The organism is Bradyrhizobium sp. CCBAU 53415 (assembly GCF_028128735.1).
In the GTDB taxonomy this organism is placed as follows: domain Bacteria; phylum Pseudomonadota; class Alphaproteobacteria; order Rhizobiales; family Xanthobacteraceae; genus Bradyrhizobium.
In genome coordinates, this window is record NZ_LBJF01000023.1 from 37,988 (window position 1) to 51,630 (window position 13,643).

Genomic DNA, 13,643 nt, shown 5'->3' on the forward strand with positions numbered 1-13,643 from the left:
ACCACCGTTGCGTAGCGTCCGGATATGTCTGCTCATACCGCAGAACGGGGCTGCGGGGCTTTGGGCCCCGTCAGCCGAGGCGTGCGGACGCCTGGCCGTCGACGAGATCAACGGAATGTCCGGCGTCCTGCGACGTCCAGTTGAATTGCACGTCGTGAACGCCGGAGAAACCGGTCCGAGCGCGGGCCGGGCCGCGCGCGATGCGATCGAAATCGATGGTGTTGACGGCATAGTCGGGATGTTGCCGAGCTTCGCACGCGATTTCGTGGCGCGCGCTGCCGGTGGTCGCGTTCCGTTCATATATACCCCGCAATTCGAGGGCCGCTCATCGACGCTGGACGTCATGGCGACCGGTGAGACAGCCGAAGAGTTGCTTGCTCCAGCGGTTCAGTGGCTCTCGGAAACGAGGCGTGCACGCCGCTATTTTCTTTGCGGCAATGATTACGTATGGCCTCGTTCATCCCTTCAGATTGCGCGTGCATTGATCACCCGCTTTGGCGGCGCGGTCACGGGTGAATACTATCTGCCTGTCGGCGAACATGACTTCGACGAGATACTGGAGCGGATCAAGGCAACGCGCTCGGACGTTGTTCTTCCGTATTTCCTTGGCGGCGATTGCATCGCATTCAATCGGGCCTTCTATGCGGCAGGGTTGAGTCCGCGTGTGCTGCGATTTTCCTCGGCGGTCGACGAGACCGTGGCGTACGGTCTCGGCTTGAACGAAACCGAGAATCTCTACGCTGCATCGAGCTATTATGGATCGATCCGCTCCCGCAACAATGGCGCGTTTCTGGAGCGTTACCACACGGCGTTCGGCGATAGTCCGCCTCCTGTGAATGCCTTTGGTCAGTCCTGCTACGAGGGCATCTACTCGCTCGCGTCCTTGATCGAGGAAGCCGCCAGCCTCGATGCGCGCAAATTGACCAGCCTGTACGGAAGGACGTTCCAGCGGCGCACGGCACGAGGCGATTTGGCGCAATCGGTGGTCGGCGGCCGTCATCCCATCTATCTCGCTCGGCTCGATGGTTACGATTTCTCCATCATTGCGCGGCGATAAAAACGCTTGCTTTTTCAAATATTGTATTCTTAATATTTTCCATCTCAAGAACTGATGGGGACGTTTATGACTTTCTCTCGCCGTCGCTTCCTGCAGCGCTCAGCTATTGCAACGACGACGTTGATCGCTTCACCTGCGGTTTTCCGTTCCGGCGCGTTCGGCGCAGAAAATCCGATCGTCGTTGGCAGCCTGCACGACCAATCTGGTCCGATCGCAGCGTCCGGCACGCCGATGGTCTATGCGCTGCAGCTTGCGGTCGATGAGATCAACGCTGGCGGCGGATTGTTGGGCCGACCGTTGAAGGTCATCCACTACGACACGCAGTCGAATATTCAGATGTACTCGCAATTTGCTCAGCAACTTGCGGTGAAAGACAAGGTCGATGTCGTGCATGGCGGCATCACTTCGGCTTCGCGCGAGGCGGTGCGTCCGACCTTCGATCGTTTCAAGGTGCTGTACTTCTACAACGTTCTCTACGAGGGCGGTGTTTGCGATCGCAATACGTTCTGCACGGGGACGACGCCCGCCCAGACCGTGGAAAAGCTCGTCCCGAGCGCAATGAAGAAGGCGGGCAAGAAGGCCTACATCATCGCCGCCGACTACAATTACGGCCAGATCACCGCAAAGTGGATGACGAAATACGTCAAGGACAATGGCGGCGAGGTGCTGTCGACTGACTTCTTCCCGCTCGATGTCACCAATTTCGGCACGACCATCTCGAAGATCCAGGCGGCAAAGCCCGACCTCATCCTGTCGGCATTGGTCGGCGGCAATCACACTGCCTTCTACCGGCAATGGACCTCCGCTGGCATGAAGAGCAAGATCCCGATCGCGTCGACCACTTTCGGCCTCGTCAACGAGCCGACCACGCTCGACGCGGCCGAGAGCGATTCCATTCTCGGCGCCTACGGCTACTTCGAAGAGCTGACCACGCCGGCCTCGAAGAGCTTCGTCGAGAAGATCAAGAAGGCCCATCCCGACTCCCCCTATGTCAGCGAGCTGGCTGCCTGCACCTACGAGGGCGTCATGCTTTGGGCCGCCGGCGTGAAGAAAGCCGCCAGTATCGATCGCATGAAGGTGATCGCGGCTCTGGAGGACGGAATCGCTTTCGACGGCCCGAGCGGCAAGGTCGCGTTGGACAAGCCGACCCATCACACCACCCGCAACGCGTTCCTCGCCGAGGTGAAGGACCGCAAATGGTCGGTGCTGGAGAGTTACTCCGACGTCAAGCCGACCGATACTGCGAGTGTCTGTGATCTCGTCAAGAACCCGAACGACACCAAGCAGTACATCATCAATCTCTGACACGGCCGGGCCTCGCGGCGAGGCCCGTAGCATTGAGGGACCGAAAGAATCCAAGAATGGCGATCTATCTCATCGTCGCGCTCGACGTCCTGAATGGAATATCGTCGCTGTTCCTGCTGTGCCTCGGACTGGCGATCATCTTCGGCATGATGAAGATCATCAACCTCGCCCATGGCGAGTTCATCATGCTTGGTGCGTATGCGACTGTCATATCGGCCAATGCCGGCGTCAACATATGGATTGCAATGCTGGTCGTTGCGCCGCTCTTCGTCGGTCTCGTTGGCCTCGTCATCGAGCGCTGTCTTATTCGCTTTCTCTACGGTCGTCTCGTCGATTCGATGCTCGCGACCTGGGGGCTCAGCCTTCTAATCATCGGAATCGTCACTACAATCTACGGCAACACTCAGCAAGGCGTACCGACCCCGCTCGGCGGCTTCTCGATCGGGTCGTATCAGTCGAGCTATTACACGCTGTTCCTGGCCGGGATGGCGATCGTGATGATGGCCGTCGTCTACGGCGTGATGAGCTATACTCGCTTCGGCCTGATCGCCCGCGCCACGATGCAGAACCCCGCGATGGCGGCCACGCTGGGCGTCAATCCGGCGCGGGTCTACATGAGCACGTTCGCGGTCGGGGCGGCCATCACAGGTCTCGCCGGAGGTCTGCTGGCTCCGGTTTCGGGCATCACGCCCGGCATGGGTGGCGCCTACGTCGCGAAGGCCTTCATGACCGTTGTCGGGGGTGGCGCCGCCATTCTGTCGGGGACGATGTCGGCGGCGAGCCTGTTCGGTGCCGTCAATCAGGTCGGGGCCTTCTTCACCACGCCGGTCTACGGCGAAGTCCTGGTGTTTACGGCTGCGATCGTGCTGATCCGCCTGCTTCCGCAGGGGATTTCCGGCCGCTTCTTCAAGGGGAATTTGTAATGCCCGCCCGCTTTCGCCTTGGGGCTCAGGCGGTTGCCGTCATTGTCGCGATCATCGCGATCGCGCTCATTCCCGGCGTGATCGAGCTCTTTGCGCTGATGCAGTTGACGCTGTTCGCGGCAATGGCTGTGCTGGCGCTCAGCCTCGCCTTCATCTGGGGCTTTGGCGGTATCCTGTCGTTCGGACAGACGGCCTTCTTCGGCCTCGGCGGCTATGCCTATGCGATCGCCGCGGTCAATTTCCAGGATTCAACGCCGTCGATCCTGCTTGCCATTATCATTCCCTCGTTGTTCGCCGCGATCCTCGGCTACTTCATCTTCTTCGGTCGCATCTCCGACGTCTACCTCGGCGTGATCACGCTCACCGTGACACTGATCCTGTTCAACTGCGTCAACTCGACCTCGGGCGATGAGTACAGGATCGGCAAGGCGTTGCTCGGCGGCTTCAACGGCATGCCGGCAGTCCCCACCTTCAACGTTCCGTTCTATCCGGACCAAATCCTGTCACCCGAGCAATCATGGTGGGTAACGGGCGGAGCGCTGCTCGGGATATTCCTGCTTCTGCGTTTGCTGCTCTCCCTTCCGGCTGGACGCGTCATCGTGGCCGTACGCGAAAACGAGGTTCGTGCCTCGCTGCTCGGCTACGACCCGCGCAAGGTCAAGCTGCTAACCTTTATCCTGAGCGGAGCGATCGCCGGGCTCGCCGGTGCGCTCTACGTCAATTGGGGCGCGTTCGTTGGGCCGACTATCTTCAGCCTGTCGCTGTCGGCGGAGATCATCATCTGGATTACTGTGGGCGGGCTGGGCACCTTGCTCGGACCTATCGTTGGCTGCGTGCTGATCGAATACATTGTCGCCTATATCGGCTCTCAGCAGGCCTTGAATTCCAACCTCGTGCTCGGCGCCGTACTGGTCGTATTCGTGCTGCTGCTGCCCAAGGGACTGGTGCCGACGGCGCGCGATCTGCTGATGCGGCTCGTGCCCGCGCCGAAACCGAAGGCGCAACACGCAGATGATCGTGTGCCGCCGCCGGTAGCCGCCTCCCACATGGCCGGAGCCGAATGACCATGGCAGACCTCGTACCCCTGCTGAAGGCCGAGCACCTCACGATGCGTTTTGGCGGCGTGGTCGCCAATGACGACATCACTTTCACCTTGGAGGAGATGGAGCTGCGCTGCCTGATCGGACCGAATGGGGCTGGCAAGAGCACGTTCTTCAAGACTCTGACCGGCCAGCTGGTTCCGACTTCGGGCGCAATTGCGTTTCGCGGACAGCCGATTGCGGGCAAGCTTTCGCACGAAATTGCCCGGATGGGGATCGGCATCAAGACCCAGGTGCCGAATGTCTTCAACGGTCTTTCGGTGCGAGAGAATGTCTGGCTCGCCGTTCGCCGCAACGCCACGCCGCGTGCCCAGGGGCCGGCGGTCGATGCCGTGCTGGAGATGATCCGGTTGACGGATCATGCCGACCGCATCGTGGCGACGCTGTCACACGGCCAACGACAATGGGTCGAGATCGGTATGGTGCTCGCGGCGGAGCCGGAGTTGATCCTGCTCGACGAGCCGGCCGCCGGGATGACCGACGAAGAGACCCTGCACACTGCCGCCATCATCCGCGAGATCAACCAGACCCGGGCCATCATCGTCGTCGAGCACGACATGGAGTTCATTAAGCAGATCGCAAAGAGGGTGACGGTCTTTCACCAGGGCCGGGTGCTGGTCGAAGACACCGTGGACAAGGTCCTGGCCGATCAGCGCGTGCGCGACGTCTATCTCGGCAAGAAGGTGGCGGCATGAGCGCGCTTCTCGAGGTCCGCGATTTGCGATCCGGCTACGGCCGCATCCCGATTCTGTTCGGTCTCGACATGGTGGTTCAGGATGGCGAATATCTCGGCATTCTCGGCCACAACGGCATGGGCAAGACCACGACGCTGCGTGCGCTGATGGGGCATCTGCCGACGACGGGTGGTGCCGTCACGTTCGCCGGCAAGACGATCACGCATCTCAAGCCGTATGAGCGATCCAGGCTTGGGATCGGGCTCGTGCCGCAAGGACGAGAGATATTTCCCGACCTGAGCGTCCTTGAGAACCTGCGAATGGGCCTCGCAGCGGCTCCGAAGGAGGACCGTTCGGTCATCGACGCGGTGCTGCAAGACTTTCCGCGCCTGGTGCGGCTGCTCGACCGGCGTGGTGGAGCCCTGTCGGGCGGCGAGCAGCAATTGCTGGCCTTGGCGCGCTGTCTCTGCACGAAACCCCGGCTGATCCTGCTGGACGAGCCGACCGAGGGTATTCAGCCATCGATCATCGAAGAGATCGTCGAGACGCTGCTCGCGCTGAAGAAGCGGTGGAACATGTCGCTGATCGTCGTCGAGCAGAACCTCGAATTCATCACATCCCTGTCGGACCGAATCCTCAATATCCAGAAGGGGCGCATCACCGGTGAGCTCGACCGGGAAAGCCTATTGGTTCGGGACGGCGCCATGCACCCTACCTAGGTTCGAATTCCGGCGCGGCAGCGCCGGCCATTGCAATTGCTGACTTCGTTACTGCCAGCTTGTCCTCACAAGAAAGGATGACCTATGTCTATCAAACGCCCGACTGCCGAAGATGTCGCCGAGCTCGCCGCGAGCCTGCACATGAACATGACGGTCGAAGAGGCCGGAAGCTATCTTGCACTCATGGGTGGGATGTTCGACGCGTACGACGTCATCGACGAACTGCCGAACCCGCTGCCGCCGGTCAAATATCCGCGCATGCCGGGCTCCAAGCCGATGCCGAAAGACAACAAGTACGGTGCGTGGGCGATCAAGACCGAGGTCAAGGGTGCGGCCACCGGCAAGCTCGCGGGTCGTACCATCGTGCTGAAGGACAACGTCGCCCTGGCCGGCGTCCCCATGATGAACGGCTCGACCACGCTCGAAGGCTTCATTCCCGCCGCCGACGCGACGATCGTGACCCGCATTCTCGATGCCGGCGGCACCATCGTCGGAAAGGCCGTGTGCGAGCATTTTTGCCTGTCGGGCGGCAGTCACACCTCCCATCCCGCTCCGGTTCATAACCCGCTCAAGATGGGGTATTCGGCGGGCGGCTCCTCGTCGGGAAGCGCCGCGCTGGTCGCAGCCGGCGAGGTCGACATGTCGATCGGCGGCGACCAGGGCGGCTCGATCCGTATCCCGGCATCCTATTGCGGCATCTACGGCATGAAGGCGACGCACGGGCTGGTCCCGTACACGGGCGTGATGCCGATCGAGTCGACGATCGACCACACCGGTCCGATGACGGCCAACGTCGCCGACAATGCGTTGTTGCTGGAGGTGCTGGCCGGCCCCGACGGGCTCGATCCCCGCCAATATGCGCCGAAAATGACGAGCTACACGGAGATGCTTCGCAAGGGCGTGAAAGGCATGAAGATCGGCATCCTCAAGGAAGGATTTGCCATTGCGAACATGCAGGAGGGCGTGGCCTCCAAGGTGAAGGCTGGTGCGGAGCGGTTCGCAAAGCTCGGTGCCAGCGTATCGGAGGTGTCGATCCCCGAACACCTTCATGCACTCGCGGCATGGAACCCGATCACGCTGGAAGGTTTCCTGGTCCAGATGATGATCGGCAATGGCATGGGGTTCAACTGGAAGGGACTCTATGACGTTGGCTTGGTCGACGCCCATTCCGGTTGGCGCACGCGTGCCGACGACCTGTCGGAGACCCTCAAGCTCACCATGCTGGTCGGGCAGTGGGGCGTCAGCCACTATCGCGGTCGCTACTACGCCAAATCGCGCAACATCGCGATCGCGGCCAAGGCCGCCTATGATGCGGTATTCGGCTCCTACGACCTTCTGCTGATGCCGACCTTGCCCTGTGTCGCCACGCCGATCCCGGCCAAGGACGCGCCGCTCTCCGAGATCGTCCAGCGCGCCTTCGAGATGACGGCCACGACCAGTCCGTTCGACGTTACCGGCCATCCCGCGATGACCATACCCTGCGGCCTTTCGGACGGCCTTCCGGTCGGGCTGATGCTGATCGGCAAGGACTACGATGAGGCGACCATCTATCAGGCGGCCAGCGCCGTCGAAGCCGACGGCGATTGGAAGAAGTTCTGATGATCACCATCACCGCCGTCATCAAGGCAAAGTCGGGACACGAGGTCACGATGCGCGACGCACTCCTAACCGTCGCCGCGAATGTCGCGGCGAACGAGCCGGAGACGATCGGCTTCTTCATCTCGCAAAGCGAGAATGATCCGTGCGTGTTCACAACGTATGAGCGATTTTCCGACAAGGCGGCGATGGATCGTCACAATGGTTCGGCGGTCGTCGCCACCTTCTTCGGGATCGCCGGGCCCATTCTGGATGGAGAGGTCACATTGGTGACCTCTACGGAGGTGTCGGCGACAATCCGGTAAGCCGGCATTCCGGCCTGCTGCGGGAGAAAATCGTGACGTTACGGCTTCATGGCATCATCGGACGATCCGACGACGCAGCCTATGCGGGTCGTCTCCACCATGTCGAGCATCATGGCGGGATCGAGCTGCTGTTCGTGCCGCCGTCCGATGTCGGACGAAAGCGCTTTCGCCTGACGACCGATCGCGGAACCGACTGTGCGGTCAGCCTGGACCGGGACGAGGACCTGGTCGACGGCGCACTGCTGTTTCTCGCGCACGATCGCGCCATCATTGCCCGCTTCGGCGAGCAGGAATGTTGGCGATTGAAGCCAGTCGATCAGGCAGCGGCACTCAAGCTCGGCTGGAATGCCGGCAATCTACATTGGCGGGTTCGCTTCGAGGACAATGTTCTTGTTGTCCTGCTGGACGGGCCGCTCGACACCTACCGCGCGCGCATCAAGCCGCTGCTCGAAGCCGGCGAAGTGGTGGAGAGCGACGCTGTTTGACAGATTGCAGACACTGGCTTTGCTGCAGCTCGGGGACAGTGCCTACCCGGCCGGCGGCTTTGCATTCTCCTGGGGGCTGGAGGGACTCGCTGCGGACGGCATGCTTGCCGATCGCGGCGAACTCGACCGGATCATCGCGGATCAGCTGGAGCGCCGCTGGGCAAGCATGGACCGCATTCTGCTGCGCCAAGCCTTTCGGGCAGAGGATTGTGCCGCCGTCGCTTGCGTGGATCGCCTGGCCGAGGCTGCAACACCTTCGGCCGAGATGAGAGAAGGATCACGGCGGGCGGGCAGGGCGCTGCTCGGGGTATGGGTCAAGCTCGATGGACCCCTATCGGTGGCCTACCGTGGCCTGGTGTCGTCGGACGGCAGGCTCGGCCATCTGGCGGTCGTGCAGGCCGTCGTGGGGCGGGATGCGGGACTCAGCCAGGACGCCGCCGAACTTGTCTCGGGCTGGACGCTCGTGACCGGCCTCGTCAGCGCCGCGGTGCGGCTTGGCATCATCGGCCATATCGAGGCGCAGCGCAGCCAGGAGATCGCGCGCGCGTTGCTTGCGGAATTGCTTGCGGAAGCGCCGCCGGCCGATGCGCTGCCCGCGAGCTTTACGCCGTTCATCGACATCGCAGTCTCGCGCGGACCGCTGCGTCATGTCCGCATGTTCACGACATGAGAGAGGGTGATTTCCCATGATGAATCTGTCGCCGACCGAAATGGATCGCCTCGTGATCTTCAATGCCGCGCAAATGGCACGCCGCAATCGGTCGCTCGGAATTCGGCTGAGCCACCCGGAGGCGGTCGCCTACATCACGGACGAGGTGATGACCGCGGCGCGCCGCAACCTGCCTTATGCCGAGATCCGCGATATGGCCGGGTGTTTGCTGACGTCGGACGACGTCGAGCCCGGCGTCGGGCAGATGATTCCGATGCTCTATATCGAGTGCATGTTCGCCGAAGGAACCAAGGTGATGGCGCTGTTCGAGCCGGTCGGTCCCGGCAACGCTTCGGTCGAGGGCCATGTCGTACCAGGTGAGATCATCGCGGGCAGTGGAGACATTGAGAGCTTTGCGGACCTGCCCAAAATCATCATCGATGTGACGAACACCGGCGACCGCGACGTTCAGGTTCGCAGCCACACTCACTTCTTCGAAGTCAATCGCGCGTTGCGCTTCGATCGCGCGGCGGCCTGGGGCATGAAGGTCGATCGGCCCGCGGGCGCCGGGATTCGCTTCGAACCCGGGGTCACCAAGTCCGTGCAGCTTGTTCCGATTTCAGGCGACCGCGTCGTACATGGGCAGGCGGGTCTTGTTAACGGTCCGTTGGATGCGCCGTTCGCACGGCAGGAGGCTCTAAAGCAGGCCCGGGCACGCGGCTATCTGGGAGCCTGACCACCATGGCGATACTGTCCCGCCGCGCCTACGGCGAACTCTACGGGCCGACCAAGGGCGACCTCGTGCGATTGGCCGACACCAGTCTGCTTGCCGAGATCGAACATGACTATACGATCTACGGACATGAGTTGCTGGTTGGCGCTGGAAAGAACTTGCGCGATGGCGAGGGTGTAAACGCCAACAAAACCTCATTGGACAAGATTCTCGACGTTGTCATCAAGAACGCTACGATCGTCGACGCCGTAGCCGGTATCGTGAAGGCCGACATCGGCATCCGCGACGGGCGCATCGTCGGCATTGGCAAGGCCGGCAATCCCGACGTGATGCCCGACGTGCATCCCGACATGGTTGTAGGACATACTACGGCACCGATCGCCGGCGGTCCCTTCATCGTCACCGCCGGCGCAGTTGAATCGCACGCTCATCTGATCTCGCCTGAACAATCCGACCACGCGCTCTCTGGAGGGACGACCACCCTGGTTGGGAACGGATCGGGTCCGGTCTTTGACGTCGGCAGCGGCGCCGCTTCAAGCTTTGCGCGCTTTCTTCAGGCGATCGAGTTCTCGCCCCTCAATTTTGCCTTGTTCGGACGTGCGGGGTCCAATCCCGAAGCCGTCGAGGAAGCCGTCGCGGCCGGTGGCATGTCCGTGAAGATCCACGAGGATTTCGGCGCCGCTCCTTCGGTGATCAATCAGAGCCTCATTGCGGCGGACCGCAATGATTTCGCGGTTCACCTCCATACCGACTCGATCAATGAGTACGGCTTCTGCGAGGATACGATGGCTGTTGTCGAAGGCCGCACCATCCATATGTATCACGTGGAGGGCGCCGGCGGCGGTCATGCACCGGATCTGCTGAAAGTTGTGTCGTGGGACAACGTCATTCCTTCATCCACCAATCCGACCAATCCGTACACGTCTTACGGCATGGAAGAGGGCGTGCCGATGACGATGATCTGTCATCAGCTCAACTACAATGCACCAGAGGACGTAATGTTCGGCGAGGCGCGAGTGCGTGCCCAGTCGATGGCGGCTGAAGATTTTCTCCACGACATGGGGGCGATATCGATATTCGGCACGGATACGCAGGGCATGGGCCGCCTCGCCGAGAACGTTGCCAAGTGCTGGCAGCTTGCCAGCGTCATGAAGGATCGGACCGGCCGTCTACCGGAGGAGAAGACGGCGTGTGCAGACAATGAGCGGATCAAGCGCTACATTGCCAAGCTCACCATCAATCCGGCAGTCGCGGTTGGCATTGACCACATGGTCGGCTCGATTGAGCCTGGCAAGATGGCCGACCTGGTTCTCTGGCCGCGCGCCTCCTTCGGCATCAAGCCCTATATGGTGATCAAGAACGGCTTCGTCGTCTGGGGTGCCATGGGGGACGGCAACGGTAGCCTCGGTCTGTCAGAACCGATGATCCAGAAGCGGATGTGGGGCGCGCTCGGTACTGCGCCGCAAAGACTGGGCGTCAACTTCATGTCGAAGCTTGCGATGGAGGCCGATGTGACCCGGAAGCTCGGCCTTGGACGCGATCCGGTGCAGATCAAGAATGTGCGAAGGTTGCGGAAGATGGACATGTTGCACAACGCTGCGACGCCGCATGTCGAGGTCGATCCGCAAACCTTCGAGGTTCGTGCGGATGGAAAGCTTCTGATGTGCCCGCCGGCGACGAAGGTGCCGCTGGCCAGGCGGTATATGCTTCGATGAGCCGACTTTCGCTCAACAACGGATTAGCCCAGCCACGAATCGCGGCCGCGCGGGTCGGGATTGGGGGCCCGGTCGGTTCGGGCAAGACTGCATTGGTGGAGCGCTTGATTCCAGCACTTATTAACCGCGGCATCGATATCGCGGTCATCACGAACGATCTCGTAACGGCCGAGGATGCCGATCGGATCAGGCGTTCTGGATTGATCGACCCGGCACGCGTATCGGCGGTCGAGGCGGGGGCATGTCCTCATACCGTCATTCGCGAGGATCCCACGCTTAATATTGAAGCGGCGGATGAACTAGAGCGACGTTTCCCCGGGGTCGAGCTGATTCTGCTGGAAAGCGGTGGCGACAATCTCGCATCGACGTTTTCGCGGGACCTGACGGACTTTTGGATGTTTGTGATCGATGTGGCCGGAGGTGACGACATTCCGCGTAAGCGCGGTCCAGGTGTCATTCGCGCTGACCTGCTCGTCATCAATAAAGTCGATCTGGCGCCGCACGTCGGTGCCGATTTGACGAGGATGCGTCGGGAGGCGTTGGACGTCCGCGGCAACCGCCCAGTGCTGCTCACCAATTGTCGGCGCGGTGAAGGTGTTGCGTCGATCGTCGATCTCCTCGAACGCGAGGTCTTGTTCAAAACGTGAAAAACATGACGTCGAGCGATTGTGCACGGCTCGACCTGAGCTTCGTCCGTCGTGCCGGACGTACAGTCATCGATCGACGGATGTTCGCTTGGCCATTCGCGCTCACGCGCAGCTTTCATGTCGATCCGTATCGGCCGCATTGCCTCAGCGTGATCGTGCAGACGGCGAGCGGAGCGATTCACGGAGAGGACAGTCTTGCACAGCGCCTGTTGCTTGGTCCAGGAACGGCCGTCTGTCTGACCAATCAGGGGGCGACGTCGGTTCATCGCGCTGCCCCCGGGGCGCGCGCGACAGAGACGGTGACGCTTGATGTCGCGAGCGGCGCCAGTCTCGAATACCTGCCTGAGCCGCGCATTCTGTTTCCCGACGCCGCACTGTCACAGACTATGGAGCTTGACTGCGCGACCGACGCTCACGCGTTGATCTTCGATGCGTTCACGATGCACGACCCCCTGGGCGAAGGCCGCTATTTCCGGGAGCTGGAATCGACGTTCCGCCTGAGGAAATCGGGCGGCGAGCCGCTGCTGATTGAGCGCGCACGCATATGCCATCCAGACCGCAGCCTGTTTCGTGGCTACGGAGCCTTCGGGTCGGCATTCATGGCGTTACCCCTTGGCCATGATCTGGCGGATCTCCGCGGGGCGTTGACAACAGCCCTCGAGCAAATACGCGGCCTATATGGAGCGGTGAGCGCATCACCAGCGCAGGCGGGACTCGGGATCCGTCTCGCGGCCTTGGAGCTGAGGTGCATTCGTCAAGCCTTCGAGGCCGTAAGAAGGATCTACCACCGGACGCTACCAAGTTCGTTGACCAAATTCCGTTCTGAGGACCCGTCCACCAGCGGCTGGGTGCCCGTTGATCCAACATGAAATCACACACCTGCACACGTGTGCACCTGTTCCCGCTCCAGTCCATGTAGGGAAGGGACAAGTAATTGGAATATCAAAGTGAGGGGTACGAGGGGCGCGGCTCTGAGCGGAAGCTCTCGCGTGCTTCGTCGTCAGGTCGCGACTTCCTCAAACGCCATTCTGACAAAGGAAAATTCTGTAGGGACCTCAAACGAGCAAAAAGGCTGGTCGGCGGCCAACCGGTGCGTCTTCCAAACCATTCCGGGCCCAACTCGACGGTCAACTCCGTCTTTGAGCCGCGTTCTCGTCAAGGTGGAGAGGTGCGCTGGCGTCTGGTGTCGTGTTCGAGCGGAAACTGTCTCGGGTTACGCTCGGCAGACCAGATTGTGGGGTGTGTATCCCGGCGAAGTATTTCTGAGGTGTGCGAAGATCGTGCGACCGATCGGCGCGCAGCTCTGCACGACGGTGCCGTTCATCTCATGTTCACCGGCTGCCGTAACATTGACAATGGGGGTGTCTCGTAAGGAAACTTCATGAAGAAAATCGGTCACGGTCTCGTCATTGCCGTTCTGCTCGCTGTCGGAACACTTTCGGCTCCAGCCAACGCGGCGCCGGCAAGTCCGATTGCTCCCGCCGTAGCAACCGACCTGGTGCAAACGCAGTATCACCATCACCATCGATATCATTCCCGGAAGGTGTGCAAGCTGCGCACCGTTGTAAAGCGCGGCTATCACGGCCGACGGGTCGTGACTCGGGTGCGCGTCTGTCGGTGAACAGCGATCTTGGTGGGCTGCTGTGAACAGCAGCCCATCACATGGCGCTTCTGGGTACACGCAAAATCGCTCATGCCAAAGCCATTCGTTGCCTGCGCGATGCCCTGTGCACAA

Annotated in this window: 16 protein-coding genes; all 16 read left to right on the top strand. The window is 61.2% G+C overall.

Going from position 1 to position 13,643, the window contains the following annotated elements:
- Positions 1–7: 7 nt before the first annotated feature.
- The 16 genes from XH87_RS16010 (at position 8) to XH87_RS16080 (ending at position 13,529) form a co-directional block, all read left to right on the top strand.
- Entirely contained in the window at positions 8–1,057 is a 1,050-nt protein-coding gene (locus tag XH87_RS16010) for a substrate-binding domain-containing protein (protein ID WP_271588027.1), read from the top strand.
- 66 nt (positions 1,058–1,123) lie between these two features.
- On the top strand, positions 1,124–2,362 hold the full coding sequence (locus XH87_RS16015; protein ID WP_271588028.1) for an urea ABC transporter substrate-binding protein: 1,239 nt from the start codon (positions 1,124–1,126) through the stop codon (positions 2,360–2,362).
- Between the two features lie 56 nt (positions 2,363–2,418).
- Entirely contained in the window at positions 2,419–3,285 is an 867-nt protein-coding gene (locus XH87_RS16020) for a branched-chain amino acid ABC transporter permease (protein ID WP_035701621.1), read from the top strand.
- Entirely contained in the window at positions 3,285–4,349 is a 1,065-nt protein-coding gene (locus XH87_RS16025; protein ID WP_271588029.1) for a branched-chain amino acid ABC transporter permease, read from the top strand. Before XH87_RS16020 ends, XH87_RS16025 begins: the two co-directional genes overlap by 1 nt.
- Before the next feature lie 2 nt (positions 4,350–4,351).
- Positions 4,352–5,080, top strand: a complete 729-nt coding sequence (locus XH87_RS16030; RefSeq protein WP_035701616.1) for an ATP-binding cassette domain-containing protein — start codon at positions 4,352–4,354, stop codon at positions 5,078–5,080.
- Entirely contained in the window at positions 5,077–5,778 is a 702-nt protein-coding gene (locus XH87_RS16035) for an ABC transporter ATP-binding protein (RefSeq protein WP_271588030.1), read from the top strand. The genes XH87_RS16030 and XH87_RS16035 overlap by 4 nt, the downstream gene beginning before the upstream one ends.
- Positions 5,779–5,862: 84 nt before the next feature.
- Positions 5,863–7,377, top strand: a complete 1,515-nt coding sequence (locus XH87_RS16040) for an amidase (RefSeq protein WP_271588031.1) — start codon at positions 5,863–5,865, stop codon at positions 7,375–7,377.
- Entirely contained in the window at positions 7,377–7,679 is a 303-nt protein-coding gene (locus tag XH87_RS16045) for a putative quinol monooxygenase (protein ID WP_035701608.1), read from the top strand. Before XH87_RS16040 ends, XH87_RS16045 begins: the two co-directional genes overlap by 1 nt.
- A gap of 32 nt (positions 7,680–7,711) precedes the next feature.
- Positions 7,712–8,164, top strand: a complete 453-nt coding sequence (gene ureE / locus XH87_RS16050) for an urease accessory protein UreE (protein ID WP_035701606.1) — start codon at positions 7,712–7,714, stop codon at positions 8,162–8,164.
- A gap of 19 nt (positions 8,165–8,183) precedes the next feature.
- Positions 8,184–8,834, top strand: coding sequence for an urease accessory protein UreF (locus tag XH87_RS16055; RefSeq protein WP_244429547.1), 651 nt, complete (start codon positions 8,184–8,186; stop codon positions 8,832–8,834).
- A gap of 16 nt (positions 8,835–8,850) precedes the next feature.
- Positions 8,851–9,549, top strand: coding sequence for an urease subunit beta (ureB, locus tag XH87_RS16060; RefSeq protein ID WP_271588032.1), 699 nt, complete (start codon positions 8,851–8,853; stop codon positions 9,547–9,549).
- A 5-nt stretch (positions 9,550–9,554) separates the two neighbouring features.
- Positions 9,555–11,261 carry an urease subunit alpha gene (ureC, locus tag XH87_RS16065; protein WP_271588033.1) on the top strand — a complete coding sequence of 569 codons (1,707 nt, stop codon included), beginning with the start codon at positions 9,555–9,557 and terminating at the stop codon, positions 11,259–11,261.
- A complete protein-coding gene (gene ureG / locus XH87_RS16070; RefSeq protein WP_271588034.1) occupies positions 11,258–11,908 on the top strand; it encodes an urease accessory protein UreG in 651 nt (216 codons plus the stop codon). Before ureC ends, ureG begins: the two co-directional genes overlap by 4 nt.
- Positions 11,909–11,913: 5 nt before the next feature.
- A complete protein-coding gene (locus XH87_RS16075; protein ID WP_271588035.1) occupies positions 11,914–12,777 on the top strand; it encodes an urease accessory protein UreD in 864 nt (287 codons plus the stop codon).
- Positions 12,778–12,897: 120 nt separating this feature from the next.
- Positions 12,898–13,293 (top strand): SH3 domain-containing protein, encoded by a 396-nt coding sequence (locus XH87_RS36785; RefSeq protein WP_442868277.1) that lies wholly within the window; start codon positions 12,898–12,900, stop codon positions 13,291–13,293.
- Complete coding sequence (locus tag XH87_RS16080; RefSeq protein WP_271588036.1) at positions 13,290–13,529, top strand: hypothetical protein; 240 nt, start codon at positions 13,290–13,292, stop codon at positions 13,527–13,529. Before XH87_RS36785 ends, XH87_RS16080 begins: the two co-directional genes overlap by 4 nt.
- The last annotated feature ends 114 nt before the right edge of the window (positions 13,530–13,643 follow it).

What these genes read in the sequence shown, in the direction of transcription:
- XH87_RS16015 (WP_271588028.1), top strand. Translation starts at nt 1,124, where the DNA reads ATGACTTTCTCTCGCCGTCGCTTCCTGCAGCGCTCAGCTATTGCAACG.
- XH87_RS16020 (WP_035701621.1), top strand. Translation starts at nt 2,419, where the DNA reads ATGGCGATCTATCTCATCGTCGCGCTCGACGTCCTGAATGGAATATCG.
- XH87_RS16025 (WP_271588029.1), top strand. Translation starts at nt 3,285, where the DNA reads ATGCCCGCCCGCTTTCGCCTTGGGGCTCAGGCGGTTGCCGTCATTGTC.
- XH87_RS16030 (WP_035701616.1), top strand. Translation starts at nt 4,352, where the DNA reads ATGGCAGACCTCGTACCCCTGCTGAAGGCCGAGCACCTCACGATGCGT.
- XH87_RS16035 (WP_271588030.1), top strand. Translation starts at nt 5,077, where the DNA reads ATGAGCGCGCTTCTCGAGGTCCGCGATTTGCGATCCGGCTACGGCCGC.
- XH87_RS16040 (WP_271588031.1), top strand. Translation starts at nt 5,863, where the DNA reads ATGTCTATCAAACGCCCGACTGCCGAAGATGTCGCCGAGCTCGCCGCG.
- XH87_RS16045 (WP_035701608.1), top strand. Translation starts at nt 7,377, where the DNA reads ATGATCACCATCACCGCCGTCATCAAGGCAAAGTCGGGACACGAGGTC.
- ureB (WP_271588032.1), top strand. Translation starts at nt 8,851, where the DNA reads ATGATGAATCTGTCGCCGACCGAAATGGATCGCCTCGTGATCTTCAAT.
- ureC (WP_271588033.1), top strand. Translation starts at nt 9,555, where the DNA reads ATGGCGATACTGTCCCGCCGCGCCTACGGCGAACTCTACGGGCCGACC.
- ureG (WP_271588034.1), top strand. Translation starts at nt 11,258, where the DNA reads ATGAGCCGACTTTCGCTCAACAACGGATTAGCCCAGCCACGAATCGCG.
- XH87_RS16075 (WP_271588035.1), top strand. Translation starts at nt 11,914, where the DNA reads ATGACGTCGAGCGATTGTGCACGGCTCGACCTGAGCTTCGTCCGTCGT.
- XH87_RS16080 (WP_271588036.1), top strand. Translation starts at nt 13,290, where the DNA reads ATGAAGAAAATCGGTCACGGTCTCGTCATTGCCGTTCTGCTCGCTGTC.